Here is a 20,831-nt window from a genome sequence, read left to right as displayed (position 1 = left end):
CCATCAGCCTTCCTCCGTCACCCGCAGCACTTCCTCCAGCGTGGTCTCGCCGCGCAAGGCCTTGGACACGCCGTCCTCGTACATCGTGCGCATGCCGGCGCGGCGCGCCAGCTGCTCGATCTCGCCCATGCCCGCGCGGCGCATCACCGCGCGGCGCAGTTCGTCGTCCATCACCAGGAATTCGAGGATGGTGGTGCGGCCCAGGTAACCGGTCGGCGCCAATGCGGAAGGCCGCGGCCGAAACAGGAAGATCTCCCCGTGCGGCTGCCAGCGGCGCAGCTCGAAGCGTTCGACCTCCTCCGGCGAGGCGGCATAGCGCTCGGCATGCGTGGGTTCGAGCCGGCGCACCAGGCGCTGGGCGAGGATGCCGTTGACGGTGGAGGTGAGCAGGTAATCCTCCACGCCCATGTCCAGCAGGCGGGTGATGCCGCCGGCGGCGTTGTTGGTATGCAGCGTGGACAGCACCAGGTGCCCGGTGAGCGCGGACTGGATGGCGATGCGCGCGGTTTCCAGGTCGCGCATTTCGCCGATCATGATGATGTCCGGGTCCTGGCGCACGATGCTGCGCAGGGCGTTGGCGAAATCCAGGCCGATCTGCGGCTTGGCCTGGATCTGGTTGATGCCCTCGATCTGGTATTCGATCGGGTCCTCGACCGTGATGATCTTGACGTCCGCCGTGTTGAGCTGGCTCAACGCGGTGTACAGCGTGGTGGTCTTGCCCGAACCGGTGGGGCCGGTGACCAGCAGGATGCCGTGCGGCAGTTCCAGCACGCGGCGGAACTGCGGCAGGAACGCGTCGGTGAACCCCAGGCGCTGGAAATCGAACACCACCGTCTCGCGATCGAGCAAACGCATCACCACGCTTTCGCCGTGCGCGGTGGGCACGGTGCTCACGCGCAGGTCCAGTTCCTTGCCCTGCACGCGCAGCTGGATGCGCCCGTCCTGCGGCAGGCGGCGCTCGGCGATGTTCAAGCGCGCCATGATCTTGATGCGGCTGATCACCGCGGCGGTGAGCTTGGCCGGCGGGCTTTCGCCATCGATCAGCACGCCGTCCACGCGGTAGCGCACCTTCAGGCGGTTCTCGAACGGTTCGATGTGGATGTCCGAGGCGCGCAGCTCCACCGCGCGCTGGATCACCAGGTTCACCAGGCGGATCACCGGCGCTTCGGAGGCCAGGTCGCGCAGGTGTTCGATGTCGTCGCCGCCGCTCGCTTCGCCGTCGGCGGTTTCCACGATGGCGCCCATCGCGCTGCGGCCCTCGCCGAACCAGCGCTCGATGAGGTCGTCGATTTCCGAACGCAGGCCGACCTTCGCGCGCACCGGCATGCCGGTGGCCAGCGACACCGCCGACACGGCGTAATCGTCGAACGGGTCGGCCATCCACAGCTCCAGCGTGCCGCCCTGTTCACCGACCGGGCAGACGTGGAACTGCTTGAGGAAGCGCGGCGACAGCGCGCGCACCTCCGGCAGCGATTCGGGCGGCGTATCGGCCAGCGCGCGGCCCTCCAGCAGCGGCAGGTGCATCACCTCGGCGCAGGCTTCGGCGTGGTCGCGTTCGGACACCAGGCCCAGGCGGCCCAGCAGCGGCAGCAGGCCGAGGCCGGATTCGGCCTGCAGCTGGCGCGCGCGCAACAGGTCGGCCTCCTTGAGCCGGCGGTTCGCCAGCAGGGCTTCCACGATGCGCGAGGAGACTTCGTCCGCCTCATTCCGGTTGTCGACCGATGGGCCAGCGATCGCGTTCACGCCTGTCTCCGTTGCCAGCCCGAACTGTAGCAGTTCGGTCATGCGCAACGGCCCTTGTTTGCACTTGGAATGCGCGATTGTGACGCCTTCGGAAGAACGCGCGGCAGGCTGCGGCGGCGCACCACGCCGAAGATCCGGAAAAGAAGGACCCCGGCGCAAGCCGGGGTCCTTGGGTACCACGGGTTACTGGCGTGCGACCACGCTCACGTTGGTGTAGCTCGGGTTGCCGAGCAGGCGGATGTAGTACGTGCCCGCCGACGGCGCGGTGATGCGCACGGTTTCGCTGTTGCCGGTGCGGGTGGACTTGGCGTCGAACGCCGTGGTCGTCGGCGCTTCGCCCAGGCTCACGTACAGCGACACATCGCCGCTGCCGCCGTAGGTCATGATCGTCAGCACCTGGCCGGCCGCGGCGGTGAAGCTGAAGAGCTGGTCACCGCCCGATTGCCCGCCGACAACGACCTTGTTGGTCAGCGGCGTGGCATCCGGCGCGCAGTCGTCGTCGCCCGGATCGCACGGCGGGGTCAGCGCCTTGTCGATGGCGGCATTGGCGTCGACGATGCCGGTGCCGATCGGCTTGTTGGCCGGCGGCGCCACCGGGAACGGACGCGCCGTCTGCTTCAGCAACGCCTCCACCGCGGCCGGCGTCAGCGGCGCGCTGCCGGCGGCGGCCAGCGCCCCCTGCACCAGCGCGACGGTAGCCGCCACGTGCGGCGAGGCCATCGAGGTACCGGCCATGCCGAAGTAGCTGTACGCGCCGGAGGTCGGCGTGGTGGTGCCGGTGTAGCCGAGCTGCCAGACATAGCCGCCCGGGTTGCCGTCGGCGCTGCCGCCGCCACCCGGCGCGGACAGGTCCACCTTGGCGCCGTAGTTCGAGTACGAGGCGATGCCACCGTTGATGCGCGTGGCGCCCACGGTGATGACGTTGTTGCACGAGGCCGGGCTGTAATTTGCGGCATCGTCGGCATCGTTGCCGGCGGCCACCACCACGGTGGTGCCGCGCGAGACCGCGCCATCGATGGCGACCTGGGTTTCGTCATCGCAGCTGCCACCACCGCCCAGGCTCATGTTGATGACCTCGGCCGGGTTGGCGTTGTCCGGCACGCCGTCGACGTGGCCACCGGAGGCCCAGATGATCGCGTCGGCGATATCCGAGCTGTAGCCGCCGCAGCGGCCGAGCACGCGCACCGGCAGCACCGTGGCCTTGTAGGCCAGGCCGGCCATGCCGACCGCGTTGTTGGTGTTTTCCGCCACGGTGCCCGAGACGTGCGAGCCATGCCAGCTGCTGCCGCGCGCCGGCGAGCCGGCGTAGCACTCGTCGGCGACCGGGTTCCAGTCACCGTAGTCCAGCGCGCCAGGCACGCGGTCGTCGGTGGGGCGGCGGGACACGAACGAATCGGTGATGAAGTCATAGCCGGCGAGCTTGCTCACCGCGATGTCCGGATGGTCGGGCAGGATGCCGGTGTCGAGGATCGCCACCACCACGCCCTCGCCCTGCGCCTTGTCCCACGCCGGCTGTGCGTTCACGCCACCGGCGGCATTGCTGTAGTGCCACTGGTAGGTGGCGTAGTACGGATCATTGGGCACGAGCAGCGGCTGCTTGAGGCGGTCGATGCTGGCCGACTTCACCGCCGGGTCGGCGGCGATCTCGGCACGCACGCGCTCCAGCTGCGCCGGCGTGAGCTTGCCGCTGACGCGCAGCAGGTCCGCGCCGGTGCCGAGGCGCCGCACGTAGCCCACCTGCGGCGCGGCCGCGCCGCGCGCGGTGGCGGTGGCCAGCCCGGCGCGGCCGAGCGCGGCATTGGCGGCGGCGAGCTTGGCGGTGCGGTCGCCGGCCGCGGCGGCGGTGCCGTCCTTGTAGCGGACGATGAGGCGGGCGGCGGTGCCCTGCGCATCGGCCGGTGCGGCATGCAGCGGTTCGCGCACGGGCAGCGGGTCGGCCGCCTGCGCGGCCTGCGCGCCGGCCAGGCCCAGGGTGGCGGCCATTACCGCGGCCAGGGGATTGCGGCGGAAAGCGTGCTTGTCCATCACGGTGAAGTCCTCTTCGTTCGTGTTCCGGCAAAAGGTGTGCGGCCATCCTGTGCAACCGCGTCGCCGCTGGCCTGGCCGCGACGCCGTCCCGCCCCCCCGGGTCCTTGATGCCGGCGGCGGCCGTCTCCAGCCGCCGCCGTGTTCCCGTGCCCGGCTTACCAGCCGAAGCCGGCGCCGATGCCTACCGAGCTGTCGTCACTGCTGAAGGCACCGCCCACGGTGATCGTGGCGCGGTCGCTGATCGCCCGCTGGTAGCCCACCGAGAGCGCCGATTCGCCGCTCTGGAAGCCCACGCCCACGCCCACGCGGTTGTCGGTACGGATGCCCGCCGCGCTGGTGGCCATGTTCAACATCGCCGCGTTCATCGCGCCCTGCTGGTCGATGCGCTTGTCCTGCCGGCGGAAGCGGTCGTCCACTTCGCCCTGGTAGGCCTCGAACGTATCGGCCATCGCCGAGTAGCGCTGGTCGGTGTAGGCGTTGGCGCGGGTGACGCCGCTGTCGAGCTGGGCCTTGTTCACCGCGTCGGTGTCCTGCGTGCCGGCGGCGACGTTGGTGACCTGCCGCTCCGCGCCCGCGCTGCCCACCGACACCGTGTTCGCACGGTCGGCGAGCGAGCCCTGGCCGATGGCCACCGCGCCCTGCGCGGTGGCGCTGGCGCCCTGGCCGACGGCGGTGGACGACGCCGCACTCACCGTGGCCCCTTCGCCGATCGCCACCGCGTTGGTCGCCACCGCCGCGACATGCGCATTGGCGCCGATCGCGGTGCTGCCGTCGGCATCGACACGCGTGTTGCTGCCGATGGCGGTGTCGTTGGGACCATGCGCGTAGGCGTTGCCGCCGATGGCGGTGCCGGTGATGTCGTTGGCGCGCGCCGCGTTGCCCACGGCGGTGGGCGCTGCGGTGGTGGTGCTGGCCGGGGTGGTCGTGGCGGCGGCCGGCGTGCTGTCGGCGGTGCTGGCGACGGTGGCGGTCTCGGCGGCCGGTACCGCTTCGGTTTCGGCTTCCAGCGTGGCGGCCTGCGGAGTCGCCAGCGTCGAAGCGCCGCGCAGCGAGCGGGTGCTCGCGACGCTGGCCGTGCTGCTGGCGGTACGGCTGTCGATCTCGCTGACCTTGCTGTCCAGCGCGCTCAGCGCATCACCGACGGTGCTGTAGCTCGCGCCCTGGATCACGTAGGTCGGCGCGACGAACACGCCCTGCGCGCCGAGCGCCGCGCCACCGCCGAGGAAGCCGATGCTGTTGCTCAACGCCTGGAACAACTGGCCGCCGTTGATCGCTTCGGTGCTGCCGAGGGCGAGGCTGCCGGCGCTGACGTTGGTGAGCTTGCGCGTGGCCGGGCCGCCTACGCCATTGCCGCTGCCGAAGGACACCTCGTTGGCGGCGTAGCTGCGCGAGCCAGAACCAATCGCCACCGAATCGGCACCGCTGGCCCCGGCATTGGCGCCGAGCGCGACGCCGTTCTTGCCGCTCTGGCGAACGAAGCTGTTGTAGCCCAGCGCCACGCCGTTTTCGCCGATGACATTGGTCTGCCGGCCCACCGCGGTGCTGTTGGTGCCGATGGCGAGGCTGTTGACGCCAACCGCGCTGCCGCCCGTGCCAGACGCCGTGCTGCCCGCGCCGAACGCCGCGCTGCGCGCGCCGCTGGCGGTGGCGCCGGAACCGGCGGCGGTGCTGTCGGTGCCGCTGGCGGTGGCGACGCCGTCGCCATTGGCCTGGAAGGCGGCTGTCGCCGCGTCCGCGCCTGCGGCGACCGCATCGAGCTGGCCCTTGTTGACCGCGTCGGTGGCATCGACACCGTCGGTGACGTTGACCACGCGACGCGTCGCCGGGCCGCCTTCGCCGTTGCCATTGCCGACCGATACCACGTTGTCGGCATCGGCCCGCGCACCGCCACCGAGCGCGACGGAGTTGGCGCCGGTGGCCCCCGCGTTCGCACCGAGGGCGACGCCGTTCACCGCGCTCTCGCGCACGAAGCTGTTGTAGCCGACCGCGACGCCGTTCTCGCCGATCACATTGGCCTGGCGGCCGACGCCGGTGCTGTTCACCCCGCTCGCGCTGCCATCGGCGCCGACGAGTGTCGAACCGACGGCTTCGGCCTGCGCATTGCTGCCGACGGCGATGCTGTTGTCGGCCAGGGCATAGGCGCTCTGGCCCAGCGCACTGGCATTCGCGCCATCGGCATACGAGTTCCAGCCGATCGCCGTGGTGTAGTCGCCCGTGGCCCACGCGCCCGCACCGAACGCCGCCGCGCCGGTGCCGGTGGCTTGCGCCGGCACGAAGCCGAAGAACGTGGTGCCGCCGACCGCGACACTTTCATCGCCACTGGCAACGCTGAACTCGCCGACGGAAACCGCGCTGGCGCCGGAGGCCGTCGCCGCGACACCGACCGCGGTCGTGTAGTCGCCGGACGCCACCGCGCCATAGCCGAGCGCGCTGCCGAGATAGCCACTCGCCTCGCTGTAACCACCCAGCGCGGTCGCGCCGATGTTCGACGCGCTGCTGCGGAAGCCGGTCGCCGTGGCCTGGTTCTCGGAGGCCACGGCCTCGCTGCCGGTGGCCGTGCTGTAAGTCGAAGTGGCCTGCGCACCGGCACCGGTGGCGGTGGCGGCAATGTCCGCCGCCACCGAGCCGTCGCCCAGTGCGATGCTGCTTTCGCCGAGCGCCTGCGCGTTGTTGCCCACGGCCGCGGCGTTGGTGCCGGTAGCGAGCGCGTTGAAGCCCACCGCCGTGGCGTTCTCGGCCAGTGCATTGGCGCCACTGCCCAAGGCGCTGGCGCCGTTGCCGATGGCGTTGCTGGCTTCGCCGGCCGCCAGCGCGTTGTCGCCTTCGATGTAGGCCCCCGCGTCGCTGTCGTCGCTGCCACTGGCCTGGAAGTACTTGCTGGTGGCCGCTGCCGCATCGGCCACTTCGTCCAGCTGCGCCTTGTTCACCGCATCGGTGTCCTCGGTGCCGGCGGCGACATTGGTGATCTGGCGTTCGGTACCCACGTCACCGACGGAAACGGTGTTGTCGCGGGTCGACACCGAATTGGCGCCCAACGCCACGCTGTTATCGCCCAGCGCGGTGCTGTAGTAGCCGATGGCCGTGCTTTGCTCGCCGCTGGCCCAGGACTCCGGGCCCACCGCCGTCGCATAGCCGCCCGGCGCATAGGCGAAGTAGCCCAGCGCGGTGGCTTCCAGCCCGCTCGCCTCGGCCAGCGTGCCGCTGGCCAGCGCGTAGTCGCCCGAGGCAATGGCACCGGCGCCCAGCGCGGTGGACGCTTCACCGGTCGCCTGCGTATCGACGAAGAAGCCCAGGCCGGGGATCAGGTCCACCGGGCCGCCCAGCGCCACGCTGCTGGTGCCGGCAGCCACGCTCTGCGTGCCGATGGCGGTGCTGTAATCGCCCACCGCATTGGCGACCGCGCCGAACGCCGAGGACTGCGCGCCGGTGGCATAGGCCCCCACGCCCACCGCCGAGGACGCAAAGCCGCCCGCATTGGCACTGGCGCCCAGCGCGGTACCGCCGACGCTGGCACTGGTGGCGCCGGTATCGACCGGCACGCCGCCGCTGGTGATCAACGCATCGCCGTTCTCGTCCACCGCCACGCCGCCGACCGCCACCGCGGCCGGGCCGGTGGCCTGGGCGTTGTAGCCGATGGCCGCGCTGTTCTGGCCGGTGGCCAGCGCGTTGGTGCCGATGGCGGTGGCGTTTTCCGCCAGCGCGTTGGCGCCGCTGCCCAGCGCACTGGCGCCGTTGCCGATGGCGTTGGTCGCCTCGCCGGCAGCGAGCGCGTTGTCGCCTTCGACGTAGGCACCGGCATCGCTGTCGTCGCTGCCGGAGGCCTGGAAATACTTGCTGGTGGTTTCGGCGACTTCGGAAACCGCGTCGAGCTGGCCCTTGTTGACGGCATCGGTCGCGTCCACGCCATCGGAGACGTTGACCACGCGGCGCGTCGCCGGGCCGCCGACGCCGTTGCCGCTGCCCACGGAGACGACGTCGTCGGCATCGGCGCGCGAGCCACCGCCCAATGCGACGGAGTTGGCGCCGGTGGCACCGGCGTTCGCGCCGATGGCGACACCATTCACCGCGCTCTCGCGCACGAAGCTGTTGTAGCCGACCGCGACGCCGTTCTCGCCGATCACGTTGGTCTGGCGGCCGACACCGGTGCTGTTCACGCCGGTGGTGCTGCCATCCACGCCGACGATCGTCGAGCCGACCGCTTCGGCCTGTGCATTGCTGCCGACGGCGATGCTGTTGTCGGCGAGGGCGAAGGCGCTCTGGCCGAGTGCACTGGCGTTTACGCCATCGGCGTAGGAGTTCCAGCCGATCGCGGTGGTGTAGTCACCGGTGGCCCAAGCGCCCGCGCCGAAGGCCGAAGCGCCGGTGCCGGTGGCCTGCGCCGGGATGAAGCCGAAGAACGTGGTGCCGCCGACCGCGACGCTTTCATCGCCGCTGGCGACGCTGAACTCGCCGACCGAAACAGCGCTCGCACCAGAGGCGGTGGCCGCTACGCCGACCGCGGTGGTGTAGTCGCCGGTGGCCGTCGCGCCGTAGCCCAGCGCGCTGCCGAGATAGCCGCTCGCCTCGCTGTAGCCGCCGAGTGCGGTCGCACCGATGTTCGATGCGCTGCTACGGAAGCCCGTCGCCGTGGCCTGATTCTCCGACGCCACCGCTTCGCTGCCGGTGGCCGTGCTGTAGGTCGAGGTCGCTTGCGCGCCCGCACCGGTCGCGGTGGCGGCGATGTCGGCCGCGACCGAGCCGTCACCCAGCGCGATGCTGCTTTCGCCGAGCGCTTGTGCGTTGTTGCCCAGCGCTGCGGCATTGGTGCCGGTGGACAATGCGTTGAAGCCGACGGCGGTGGCGTTCTCCGCCAGCGCATTCGCGCCGCTGCCATACGCGCTGGCGCCGTTGCCGATGGCGTTGCTCGCCTCGCCCGCCGCCACGGCGTTATCGCCTTCGACGTAAGCGCCGGCATCGCTGTCGTCGCTGCCACTGGCCTTGAAGTACTTGTCGGTGTTCTCCGCCACCGCAGCCACTTCGTCGAGCTGGCCCTTGTTCACCGCGTCGGTGGCATCCACGCCGTCGGACACGTTGACGATGCGGCGCGTCGCCGGACCGCCGACGCCGTTGCCGCTACCCACCGAGACCGTGTTGGCCTCGTAGGTGCGCGAGCCGGAGCCCAGCGCAACAGAGTCCGCGCCCGTCGCGCCGGCATTCGCGCCGATGGCGACGCCGTTCACCGCACTCTCGCGCACGAAGCTGTTGTAGCCGACCGCGACGCCGTTCTCGCCGATCACGTTCGTCTGGCGGCCGACACCGGTGCTGTTCACGCCGGTGGTGCTGCCATCCACGCCGACCAGCGTCGAGCCGACCGCTTCGGCCTGTGCATTGCTGCCGACGGCGATGCTGTTGTCGGCGAGTGCGAACGCGCTTTGGCCCAAGGCGCTCGCGTTTACGCCATCGGCATAGGAGTTCCAGCCGATCGCCGTGGTGTAGTCACCGGTCGCCCACGCGCCTGCACCGAAGGCCGAAGCACCGGTGCCCGTCGCTTGTGCGGGAATGAAGCCGAAGAACGTGGTGCCGCCGACCGCGACGCTTTCATCGCCGCTGGCGACGCTGAACTCGCCGACCGAAACGGCGCTGGCGCCAGAGGCGGTGGCGGCTACGCCGACTGCGGTGGTGTAGTCGCCGGTAGCGGTCGCGCCATAGCCCAGCGCGCTACCCAGGTAGCCACTCGCCTCGCTGTAACCACCGAGCGCGGTGGCACCGATGTTGCTCGCGCTGCTGCGGAAGCCCGTCGCCGTGGCCTGATTCTCCGACGCTACCGCTTCGCTGCCGGTCGCCGTGCTGTAGGTCGAAGTCGCCTGAGCGCCTGCGCCGGTCGCGGTGGCGGCGATGTCCGCCGCTACAGCGCCGTCACCCAGCGCGATGCTGCTTTCGCCGAGCGCTTGCGCGTTGTTGCCCAGCGCTGCGGCATTGGTGCCGGTGGACAATGCGTTGAAGCCCACCGCGGTCGCGTTCTCCGCCAGCGCATTCGCGCCGCTGCCATACGCGCTGGCGCCGTTGCCGATGGCGTTGCTCGCCTCGCCCGCGGCCACCGCGTTGTCGCCTTCGACGTACGCGCCGGCATCGCTGTCGTCGCTGCCGCTGGCCTTGAAGTACTTGTCGGTGTTCTCCGCCACCGCGGCCACTTCGTCGAGCTGGCCCTTGTTGACCGCATCGTTCGAGGCCACGCCATCGGAGACATTGACGATGCGGCGCGTCGCCGGACCGCCCACGCCATTGCCACTGCCCACCGAGACCGTATCGGCCTCGTAGGTGCGCGAACCCGCGCCCAGGGCGACGGAGTTCGCGCCGGTAGCGCCGGCATTGGCGCCGATCGCCACGCCGTTCACCGCGCTCTGCCGCACGAAGGTGTTGTAACCCACCGCCACGCCGTTCTCGCCGATCACATTGGTCTGGCGGCCGACGCCGGTGCTGTTGACGCCGCTGGCGCTGCCGTCCACGCCGACGACCGATGCGCCTGTCGCCGTGGCTCGGGCACCCGCGCCAAGCGCCAGCGAGTTGTTGCCGCTGGCGACCGTGCGCGTGCCGATGGCGACCGCGTCGGTGCCGCTGGCGTTGGCGCTGCCGTCGACCACGCAGCTGTCGAGGATGCTCCCGCCGAGCACGATGCAGTTCTGGTTGCCGCCGACTTCGACCGATTGCGCCGCGGCCGGCAATGCCGTGCCGAACAGCAACATGCCGGTCGCCAGCACGGCATGCGATGCGACGCGTACGCGCCGATCGACGGTGGTCCCGGGGCTGTCGTTGCGGGCCAGTTCCGAGGCCACGATCCACATACCCAACGACTTGTTCCAGACCTTGCGATAAATCCGATTCATCGACTTCGCTCCTCGAATGGACTGGGTTTCTGCTTGGAAAAGACCAACAGCGAAACAGCCCCATCGCACGGCCATCCAGCCACGCGATCCCCCTGAGGTTGGCTTTCCAAAGGCCCTGCATGGCAGGCAGCGAAACGGCTCACGCCAGTCGCCTGGTCGCAATGCATCGCGACGAACTGAGGAATGGGTCAAGTGTTAACAGCGACGAAATCGAGCGTCAAGTTTTTGACATTCCTGATCGCGTTTTGCTTCATCCGTCACGGAATGACGCGAATTTCGTTAAGAAATGATGAAGTCACAGCAAAAACAACGTTGTAGATCCGTCAATGGCAGTCCGTTGCCACGCGCCTTCACGCGCGCCATAAACGAAAACCGCCGACCTTGCGGCCGGCGGCTTCATGGGTGCAACGATCGAGCGGTGAACGGCTAAGCGATCAACCGCACCATACGCGTGCGTTGCGGAACATCCGCAGCCACGGCGAGTCGCCCTGCCACTCGCGCGGATGCCAGCTCAGGTTGACCGCGCGCGGGGTGCGCTCCGGATGCGGCATCAGGATCGTGGCGCGGCCGTCCTCGCTGGTGAGGCCGGTGATGCCGTCGGGCGAACCGTTCGGATTGAGCGGGTACTGCGTGGCGACGTTGCCGTCGCCATCGACGTAACGCAGCGCCACGCGCGCGGCCGCCTGGTCGACGGCGCTGGCGAATTCCGCGCGACCTTCGCCATGCGCCACCGCCACCGGGATGCGCGAACCGGCCATGCCCCGCAACAGCACCGACGGCGACTCGACCACTTCCAGCAACGCGGTACGGCCTTCGAACTGCTCGCTGCGGTTGCGCAGGAAGCGCGGCCAATGCTCGGCGCCCGGGATGATGTCCTTGAGCTGGCTGAGCATCTGGCAGCCGTTGCACACGCCGAGCGAGAACGTGTTGCCGCGCGCGAAGAACTCGGCGAACGCATCGCGCAGCGCGCTGCGCTCCAGGATCGACGTCGCCCAGCCGCGGCCCGCGCCGAGCACGTCGCCGTAGCTGAAGCCACCACACGCGGCCAGGCCGTTGAAGTCGCCCAGCTGCACGCGGCCGGCGATGAGGTCGCTCATGTGCACGTCGAGCGCCTCGAAACCGGCGCGCTCGAAGATGTTGGCCATCTCGATCTGGCCGTTGACGCCCTGCTCGCGCAGGATCGCCACCTTCGGACGGGCACCGGTGGCGATGAACGGCGCGGCGACATCCTCGGCCGGATCGAAAGCCAGCTTCGGCTTCAGGCCCGGGGCGTTGAAGTCGCGCGCGATGGCGCGCTCTTCGTCAGCGTTGTCCGGGTTGTCGCGCAGCTTCTGCATGGCATGGGTGACCGACCACCAGGCATCGAACAGCTCGTCCCACTGCCACTGCGCCACGCTCTTGCCATCCAGCGAGACGCGGATCTTCGGCGAGGCGATCGGGCGGGCGATGCGCTGCGCGCATTCGGTCAGCGCGTGGCGCTCGACGAGGTCGGCGAACGCGGCGCGGTCCTCGTCGGCCACCTGCACGATGGCGCCGAGTTCCTCGTTGAACAGGCTGCGGAACGCGTCATCGCCCCAGGCATCGAGGTTGATGTCCAGGCCCTGGCGCGAAGCGAAGGCCATCTCGCACAGCGCGGCGAACGCGCCGCCGTCGCTGCGGTCGTGGTAGGCCAGCAGCAGGCCGGCATCGCGCGCGTCGCGGATGAGTTCGAAGAAGGCGCGCAGGCGCTGCGGGTCGTCCAGGTCCGGCACTTCGCCGCCAAACGCCGGCATCGCTTCCTCGCCGGCATACACCTGCGCCAGCACCGAACCGCCGAGGCGCTGCTTGCCGCCGCCCAGGCCGATCAGCCACAGCTCGCTGTCTTCTTCGCGGGCCAGCAGCGGGGTGAGCTGCGGACGCACGTCGGGCACCGGCGCGAACGCGGTGATGACCAGCGACACCGGCGATACCGACTTCTGCGCCACGCCATCGGCATGCCACTGGGCCTGCATCGACAGCGAGTCCTTGCCGACCGGGATGCTGATGTCCAGGGCGGGGCACAGCTCCATGCCCACGGCGCGCACGGCGTCGTACAGCAGGGCGTCTTCACCCGGGTGGTTGGCGGCGGCCATCCAGTTCGCCGACAGCTTGATGGTGTCCAGCGCGTTGACCGGCGCGGCGCACAGGTTGGTGATCGCCTCGCCGACGGCCATGCGCGCGGCGGCGGCCGAATCCAGCAGCGCCAGCGGGGTGCGCTCGCCCACCGACATCGCTTCGCCGGCAAAGCCGTCGAAATCGGCCAGGGTGATCGCGCAGTCGGCCAGCGGCAGCTGCCACGGGCCGATCATCTGTTCGCGCGCGGTCAGGCCGCCGACGCTGCGGTCGCCGATGGTGACCAGGAAGTTCTTCGCCGCCACGGTCGGGTGCGCGAGCACGCGCAGGCCGGCCTCGCGCAGGTCGAAGGTATCGGTGGACAGCGCCGGCCACTGCGGGGCGGCCGGGTACGCGGTGTCGCGGTGCATCTTCGGCGGCTTGCCAAACAGCACGTCCATCGGCAGGTCGATGGCGGCATCGGCCGGGATGTGGCCCGGCGTGGCGCCATAGGCCACCACCAGCCGTTCCTCGGCGGTCGCCACGCCCACCGCGGCGAACGGGCAGCGCTCGCGCGCGCAGATGTCGGCGAATTCGGCCAGGCGCGGCTGCGGCACGCCGAGCACGTAGCGCTCCTGCGATTCGTTGCACCACAGCTGCATCGGCGACAGCGACGGGTCGTCGCTGGGCACCTTGTCCAGGTCGATCACGCCGCCCACGCCGGAGTCGTGCAGCAGCTCGGGAATCGCGTTGGACAGGCCGCCCGCGCCGACGTCATGGAACCAGCGGATCGGGTTGTCCAGGCCGAGCGCGACGCAACGGTCGATCACTTCCTGGCAGCGACGCTCCATCTCCGGGTTGTCGCGCTGGACGCTGGCGAAATCGAGTTCCTCGGCGCTGTCGCCGGAGGCCACCGAACTGGCGGCGCCGCCGCCCAGGCCGATCAGCATCGCCGGGCCGCCGAGCACGATCACCGCATCGCCAGGCTGCAGGCGGATCTTCTCCACCTGCACGCGGTCGATGGCGCCCAGGCCGCCGGCCAGCATGATCGGCTTGTCGTAGGCGCGGCTCAGCGCCTCGCCCTCGGCCAGCTCGAAGCTGCGGAAATAGCCCAGCAGGTTCGGGCGGCCGAATTCGTTGTTGAACGCGGCACCGCCCAGCGGGCCGTCGAGCATGATTTCCAGCGCCGGGGCCATGCGCGGGTTCAGCGCGCGCGGCGCCTCCCACGGCTGCGGCAGGGTCGGGATGCGCAGGTGCGAGACCGAGAAACCGGTCAGGCCGGCCTTCGGCTTGCCGCCGCGGCCGGTGGCGCCTTCGTCGCGGATCTCGCCGCCCGCGCCGGTGGACGCGCCCGGGAACGGGGCGATCGCGGTCGGGTGGTTGTGGGTCTCCACCTTGATCTGGAACGCGCTCGGCACCGCGGTTTCGGTGCGGTAGCGGCCGGTGGCCGGATCCGGGCGGTAGCGCGCGGCGACATGGCCTTCCACCACCGCCGCGTTGTCGCTGTACGCGCTGAGCGTGTACTGCGGGGTCTGCTGGTGGGTGTGCTTGATCATCCGGAACAGGGAGCGGTCCTGCTCCTTGCCGTCGATGGTCCAGCTGGCGTTGAAGATCTTGTGCCGGCAGTGCTCGGAATTGGCCTGCGCGAACATCATCAGCTCGACATCGGCCGGGTCGCGGCCCAGCTCGGTGTAGCGCTCGCGCAGGTAGTCGATTTCATCGCCCGCCAGCGCCAGGCCGAGGCGGGCGTTGGCCGCTTCCAGCCCGGCCAGCGGGATGCGCTCCAGCGTGCCGCGGGCCGGCGCGGTGAACAGCGCCTGGGCCGCATCGGCCGAATCGAGCAGCGACTGGGTCATCGGGTCGTGCAGCAGCTTGGCGAGCGCGGCCTGGGTGGCGGCGTCCTGCGGCCAGCCGGCCAGATCGATGCGGGTGCCGCGCTCCACGCGCTGGATCGCCTGCCCGGCGCCGCGTACCAGTTCGGTGGCCTTGCTCGACCAGGGCGAGAGCGTGCCCAGGCGGGGCACCACGAAGCGCGACACGCTGCCGGCATCCACCGGCGCGGGCGCGGCTTCGGCCTGCAGGATCCGGCGCAGGGTGTCCGCGTCCGGCGACTGCCCGGCCTCGGTCTGGAGGAAGTAGACATGCCAGGCGCCGGTGATGCGCAGCGCGGGGGCAACGGTTTGCAGGCGGGATTGCAGCCGAGCTTGACGGAACGGCGACAGGGCGGGCGCGCCCTCGAGGACGATCATCCGGGGGACCGTAGCGGGAAACGGGGGCGCATATTGTATATGCGGGCGAGGCATCCCGCTTCGCGGGCCGCCTCGCCCCCGAGTTGGATCAGCGGCTGCCGCCGGCCGCGGCGGTGGACGAGGCGGCGTCGGCGGCACGCTTGTCCAGCGCGGCGCGCAGCTGCGCCGGGGGCAGGTAGCCGCCCAGCTGCATGCCGTCTGGGCCGAAGATGGCCGGGGTGCCGTTCACGCCCAGGCGCTGGCCCAGGTCGTACTCCATGTTCACCGGACTGCTGGCGCAGGTCTTCGCGGCGACCGGCTTGCCGGACTTGGCCGAGGTCAGGGCCTGCTTGCGGTCGGCAGCGCACCACACCGAGACCATGTCCTTGTAGTCCTGGCTGCCCAGGCCCATGCGCGGGAAGGCCAGGTACTCGACCGCGATGCCCTGGCGGTTGAGCTCCTCGATCTGGCTGTGCAGCTTGCGGCAGTAGCCGCACTCGATATCGGTGAACACGCTGATGGTGTACTTCGGGTTCGGCGGGGCGAACACGATGCGCTCGCTGCGCGGCACCTTGGCCAGCTGCTCGCGGCGGTAGGCCAGCAGGCCCTCGCTGGCGGCGAACTGCCGCGACTGGATGTCGAACGGCTGGGCCTGCATCAGGTAGCGGCCGTCGTCGCTGACGTACAGCACCTGGCCGCCGACGATGGCCTCGCGGAAGCCGGCAAACGGGGCCGGGCCGATGTAGTCCGGCTTGAACTGCGGGTCCAGCTCGGCCAGCGCGGCACGCACGCGCTGGTCGGCGCCGGTGGCCGGCGCGGCGGCGGCGGGCTTGCCGGCGGCCGCGGTCTTGGCGGGGGACGCCGGCTGGGCGCAGGCAGACAGGCTGGCCGCGCACAGCAGCGTGGAAAGGACGTAACGGAACATCGGCAATTCCATGAAGCGGATTTGCCGGGATTCTCGCACAGCCGATCTGAAGCGGCCGCGACGGAACAGGCCTCAGCCGCGCGGGTGATGGCGCTGGTGCAGCTGCTGCAGGTGCTCGCGGGCGACCAGCGTGTAGATCTGGGTGGTGGACAGCGAACTGTGGCCCAGCAGCATCTGCAGCGCGCGCAAATCGGCGCCGCGGTTGAGCAGGTGGGTGGCGAAGCTGTGGCGCAGGCCATGCGGGCTGACCAGCGCCGGGTCGATGCCGGCCACCGCGGCGTAGCGCTTCACCAGCAGCCAGAAGTGCTGGCGCGTCAGCGGCTTGCGGGCCGCGTCGATGAACATCGGCACCTGGCCGTCGGCACCCGCCGGCACGCCCTTGCCCGCCGCCAGCGCCGGGCGTGCGGTATCCAGATAGCGCTGCAGCCAATGCTGGGATTCCTCGCCCAGCGGCACCAGCCGCTCCTTGCTGCCCTTGCCGGTCACCCGCAGCACGCCCTGGCGCAGGTTCACCGCATTGGCGGGCAGGCCGACCAGCTCGCTCACGCGCAGGCCGGCGGCGTACATCAGTTCGAGCATGGCGCGGTCGCGCAGGCCGGCCGGGTCGTCCAGCGAGGGGGCGGCGAGCAACGCGTCGACCTGGCTTTCGGCCAGGGCCTTGGGCAGCGAGCGCGGCAGGCGGGGCGGGTCGATCAGCGCGGTGGGGTCGTCGGCACGTTCGCCGCGTGACAGCGCCTGCCCGTAGAACGCCCGCAGGGTGGAGAGCAGGCGCGCGTTGCTGCGCGGCGAATAGCGCTGGGCGGTGCGCCAGGCGAGGTAATCGAAGAGCCCGGCGCGGTCGATGCGGGCCAGGCCGCCGGCGCGGCCGTCGCGCCAGCGCGCCAGGCCGGAGAGATCGCGCCGGTAGCTCTCCAGCGTTTGCCGGGCCAGGCCCTGCTCGGCCCACAGCAGGTCGAGGAAGCGCTGGATCGCCTGTTCGTCGGCGGGAAGCAGCGGCGGGAGTTCGCCGACGCGCTGGCGCCGCTCGGCCGGGGAATGCGATGACATGCGGGCAGCTTAGCCGGATCGACGCGCGCCAGCTGCCTCGCCCGCGATGTGGCGGCTATGCTCGGCCCATGGAACCCATCGCCGCGCAGCCCGACCTCGCCGACGCCCCCGCCCGTCCCCGCGCCCTCGTGCCCTGGCGCCTGCTCGCCTTGTTCTACGACTTCTGGCCGGTGCTGGCGCTGTGGATGCTGGTGTCGGCGGCCTTCACCCTGGGCTTCTTCCTCGCCGGGCACCGCAGCCGCGAGAACATCGCCCCCTTCAGCGCCCTGCAATGGCTGCTGTGGCTGTGCTGCTGGCTCGTGGCGGGCATCTACGCGACGGCCAGCTGGCGGCGGGGCGGGCAGACGCTGGGCATGCGGCCGTGGCGGCTGCACCTGCGTGGCGCCGACGGCGAAGTGCCGGGCTGGGGCGTGCTATGGCGGCGCTATGCGGCGGGCACGCTGTCGCTGTTCGCCGGCGGCCTGGGCTTCTGGTGGGCGTGGTTCGACCGCGACCGCCTCACCTGGCACGACCGCCTCAGCGGTACGCGGCTGGTGCGCATGGAGAAGCGCCGCTAGGAAAACAGGCGTTACAACCTCAAGCGGGGCGCGCTAACTGCTCCGTCGGCGGAACAGCCAACCCGACACCGCCATCATCACGATCGGCGGCAGCGCGTAGGCGATGCGGTAATCGAATTTGAGTGCACCAGCCATGCGGCCAAAGAACAGCTGCAGCAGCCAGAAGCCCAGCGCGAACAGGATGCCCAGGAACAGCCGCTTGCCCATGCCGCCGCTGCGCAGCGAGCCGAAGGCGAACGGAATCGCCGCCAGGCACAGCGCCAGCACGTTGAGCGGGTAGAACCAGCGGCTCCAGTACTGGTCTTCGTAGTCGCGCGCATCCAGCCCGTTGCGGCGCCGGTATTCGATGCTGGTGTGCAGGTCGTGCGCCGAGAGGTTGCGCGGCTTGGCCAGGCCCGCCGCCAGCGCGGCCGGGTCCAGCGCGGACTGCCACGGCATGTCGGCCTTCTTCTCGCGCGTCACCGAACGCTCGGCGAAGTGGTCTTCCTGCACCTGGCGCAGCGTCCAGCCCGAATCGCGATGCTCGGCGACGGCGGCATGGGTGAGCGTCTGCAACCGGCCGTCCTCGCCGATCTGGTACAGCCGCACGTCGTGCAGCTCCAGCGCGGTGCCACCGCCGTCGAGCAGCTTCTCCTCGCCGCTCTGCGCGTTGAGGAAGGTGTTGCCCTCGCGCGCCCACAGGCCCGAGTAGCGCGCCATCGACATGTTGCTCTCGTAGCGGGCGCTGGACTTGAGCACGTCGGCCTGTCCCTGCGCCCACGGGCCCAGCGTTTCGCCGCTGATCACCATCAGGCCGGTCAGCAGCGCCATCGCGGCGGCGACCGAGAAACTCAGCCGGCGCCGCGACAGGCCCAGCGCGCGCAGGGCGGTCAGCTCGGAGGTGGCCGCCAGCTGGCCCAGGCCCATCAGCGCGCCGATCACCGCGGCGGTCGGGAACAGCGTGTAGGCGCGCCGCGGCACGGTGTAGGCCACGTAGGCGATGGCATGGCCGAAGCTGTAGCTGCCCTGGCCGATGTCCTTGGCTTCGCTGGAGAACGCGTTGACCACGTCCAGCCCCAGCAGCACCGCCCAGGTCAGCAGCACCGTGCCGATCACCGCCCGGCCGATGTAGACGTCATGGATGCGCGGGGTGAACCTCATGCCGCCGCCCTCCGCGGCCGCGAGAGCCGTCCGTCACGGATATAGGCCCAGACCGCCACCAGCAGCAGCGGCCCCAGCAGCCACCACAGGCCGAGCGCGGCCGGCGTCTTGCCGGCGGAAATCCACTGCGTGCCCACGATCATCAGGTTGGTGCCGACCAGGTAGCCGAGGAAGGCCAGCATGATGCGGCCGTAACGCTGCTGGCGTGGCGAACTGCGCGAGAGCGGCAGCGCCAGCAGCGCGAAGGACAGCGCCAGCAGCGGCGGGGCGATGCGCCAGTTCAACTGGGCGCGCGCGGCCAGCCTTTCGTCGCCCAGCAGGCGGCGGGTGGACATCACTTCCGGGTCGTTCTCGTCGTGCACCTGCGCGCGGTCGGGCAGCGCGATCTCGTTGCGGGCGAAGCGCAGCAGGCGGTAGTCCAGCCCGTCGCCCTGGGCGGGGCCCTCGACGCGATAGCCGTCTTCCATCCGCAGGAAGCGGTCCTTCTTGCCTTCGAAGAACACCGAACCGGTGTTGGCGGTGGCGACGTCGACGCGGTCGTCGGTCTGCCGCTGCATGAAGATCTTGCCGAACTGGGTACCGTTGGGCGACACGCTGGACAGGTACACCACCCCGCCGCCGGACAGCGGCGTGAAGCGCCCGGCCTCCAGCCCGGCGATGACCACCGAACGGTTGGCGTCCTCGAGCATCTTGTCGGCGGTGCGCGTGGCCAGCGGGCCCAGCCACAGCGAGCAGGCGCCGATCAGGACCACCACCGGCACGGTGAGCATCATGATCGGCCGCAGCAGCCGGCCCGGGCCGACGCCAATGGCGGTGATGACGGCCATTTCCGAATCCCGGTACAGCCGGGCCAGCGCCAGCAGCAGGCCCAGCATCAGCGCCAGCGGCAGGATCAACGGCAGGTAGGCCACGAACTGCAGCCCCAGCTGGGACAGCAGCAGCCGGGCCGGGACCTTGCCGTCGGCGATGTTGCCCAGGATGTCCACCAGCACCGCGCCGACGCTGACCACCAGCAGCACGATCAGCGTGGCCAGGAAGCTCTGGGTGAAATCACGCAGCAGATATCGGTCGAGCTTCGGCATAGGGTGGGGGCTTGCTAAACTCTTGGATTCGTTCGCGGAGCCGCCAGCCTAACCGGGCCGGCGTAAACAGTCCGCGATTGTACGGACTTGCCAATGGAATCTGCTCAATGGCCCTGCAATTCACCCTGAACCTCGACGCCCCGGCTTCCGCCGCGGTGGACTGCCTCGTCGTCGGCGCCTACGCCGACCAGTCCCTGACCCCGTCCGCCCAGGCGCTCGACGCGGCCAGCGGTGGCCGCATCGCCACCCTGCTCGGCCGCGGCGACGTCAGCGGCAAGACCGGCGCCACCACCCTGCTGCACGACCTGCCCGGCGTCACCGCCCCGCGCGTGCTGGTCGTGGGCCTGGGTGATGCCGCCAAGTTCGGCGTGCCGCAGTACCTCAAGGCGATCGGCGACAGCGTGCGCGCCCTGCGCAGCGGCCCCATCGCGCAGGCGCTGTTCACCTTGTCCGAGCTGCCGGTGAAGGGCCGCGACGCGGCCTGGGCGATCCGCCAGGCGATCATCGCCGGCGACCACGCCGCCTACCGCTACACCGCCACCCTCGGCAAGAAGAAGGCCGACGACAAGGGCCTGGCCCACCTGGCCGTGCGCGGCGAAGACGCCACCGCGCTGGCGCAGGGCTTGGCCATCGCCGCCGGCGTCGAGTACGCCCGCGAGCTGGGCAACCTGCCGCCGAACCTGTGCAACCCGGCCTACCTGGCCGAGACCTCGCTGGCCTTCGCCGCCGCCCATGACGGCGCCGAGGCCGAAGTGCTGGACGAGGTGCAGATGGAAGCGCTGGGCATGGGCTCGCTGCTGGCGGTCGCCCGCGGCTCGGCCAACCGCCCGAAGCTGGTGGTGCTGAAGTGGAACGGCGGCGGCGATGCGCGCCCCTACGTGCTGGTCGGCAAGGGCATCACCTTCGACACCGGCGGCGTCAACCTCAAGACGCAGGGCGGCATCGAGGAAATGAAGTACGACATGTGCGGCGGCGCCAACGTCATCGGCACCTTCGTGGCCACGGTGAAGGCGCAGCTGCCGGTCAACCTGGTGGTGGTGGTGCCGGCGGTGGAGAACGCCATCGACGGCAACGCCTATCGCCCGTCGGACGTGATCACCAGCATGTCGGGCAAGACCATCGAGGTCGGCAACACCGACGCCGAGGGC

General features: G+C 70.5%; 10 protein-coding genes. 2 read left to right on the top strand and 8 right to left on the bottom strand.

Translation table 11 applies throughout. The annotated features are described in order from the left end of the window. Positions 1-3 precede the first annotated feature (3 nt). From gspE to xerD, 6 genes are all read right to left on the bottom strand, one after another. Positions 4-1,785 (bottom strand): type II secretion system ATPase GspE, encoded by a 1,782-nt coding sequence (gene gspE / locus ARC20_RS06360; protein WP_081418063.1) that lies wholly within the window; start codon positions 1,783-1,785, stop codon positions 4-6. A gap of 141 nt (positions 1,786-1,926) precedes the next feature. After that, entirely contained in the window at positions 1,927-3,771 is a 1,845-nt protein-coding gene (locus ARC20_RS06355) for a S8 family peptidase (protein WP_057645937.1), read from the bottom strand. 155 nt (positions 3,772-3,926) lie between these two features. Further along, positions 3,927-10,634: an ESPR-type extended signal peptide-containing protein gene (locus tag ARC20_RS06350; protein ID WP_057645936.1), complete on the bottom strand. Its 6,708-nt coding sequence runs from the start codon at positions 10,632-10,634 to the stop codon at positions 3,927-3,929. Positions 10,635-11,068: 434 nt separating this feature from the next. After that, the gene (purL, locus tag ARC20_RS06345; protein ID WP_057645935.1) at positions 11,069-14,953 is read right to left on the bottom strand and encodes a phosphoribosylformylglycinamidine synthase; all 3,885 of its coding nucleotides are present in this window, start codon (positions 14,951-14,953) and stop codon (positions 11,069-11,071) included. A gap of 88 nt (positions 14,954-15,041) precedes the next feature. Further along, positions 15,042-15,857, bottom strand: a complete 816-nt coding sequence (locus ARC20_RS06340; protein ID WP_057645957.1) for a DsbC family protein — start codon at positions 15,855-15,857, stop codon at positions 15,042-15,044. A 72-nt stretch (positions 15,858-15,929) separates the two neighbouring features. Next, the gene (xerD, locus tag ARC20_RS06335; protein WP_057645934.1) at positions 15,930-16,904 is read right to left on the bottom strand and encodes a site-specific tyrosine recombinase XerD; all 975 of its coding nucleotides are present in this window, start codon (positions 16,902-16,904) and stop codon (positions 15,930-15,932) included. Positions 16,905-16,972: 68 nt separating this feature from the next. Here xerD and ARC20_RS06330 point away from each other — a divergent pair, with 68 nt between their 5' ends. Beyond that, on the top strand, positions 16,973-17,461 hold the full coding sequence (locus ARC20_RS06330) for an RDD family protein (RefSeq protein ID WP_057645933.1): 489 nt from the start codon (positions 16,973-16,975) through the stop codon (positions 17,459-17,461). A 33-nt stretch (positions 17,462-17,494) separates the two neighbouring features. Here the strand turns inward: ARC20_RS06330 and lptG are convergent, their stop codons facing one another. Together lptG and lptF are read right to left on the bottom strand one after the other, a co-directional pair. Next, the gene (gene lptG, locus ARC20_RS06325) at positions 17,495-18,601 is read right to left on the bottom strand and encodes an LPS export ABC transporter permease LptG (RefSeq protein WP_057645932.1); all 1,107 of its coding nucleotides are present in this window, start codon (positions 18,599-18,601) and stop codon (positions 17,495-17,497) included. Next, positions 18,598-19,683, bottom strand: coding sequence for an LPS export ABC transporter permease LptF (lptF, locus tag ARC20_RS06320; RefSeq protein WP_057645931.1), 1,086 nt, complete (start codon positions 19,681-19,683; stop codon positions 18,598-18,600). Before lptF ends, lptG begins: the two co-directional genes overlap by 4 nt. Positions 19,684-19,790: 107 nt before the next feature. Here lptF and ARC20_RS06315 point away from each other — a divergent pair. Further along, positions 19,791-20,831: leucyl aminopeptidase (locus tag ARC20_RS06315; RefSeq protein ID WP_057645930.1), on the top strand; the 1,041-nt coding region annotated here is incomplete at its 3' end.

Origin of the sequence: Stenotrophomonas panacihumi (assembly GCF_001431645.1) — a bacterium.
In the GTDB taxonomy this organism is placed as follows: Bacteria; Pseudomonadota; Gammaproteobacteria; order Xanthomonadales; family Xanthomonadaceae; genus Stenotrophomonas_A; species Stenotrophomonas_A panacihumi.
Note: the sequence above shows the minus strand (reverse complement) of the source record. Positions and strands in the feature narration are given on the sequence as shown.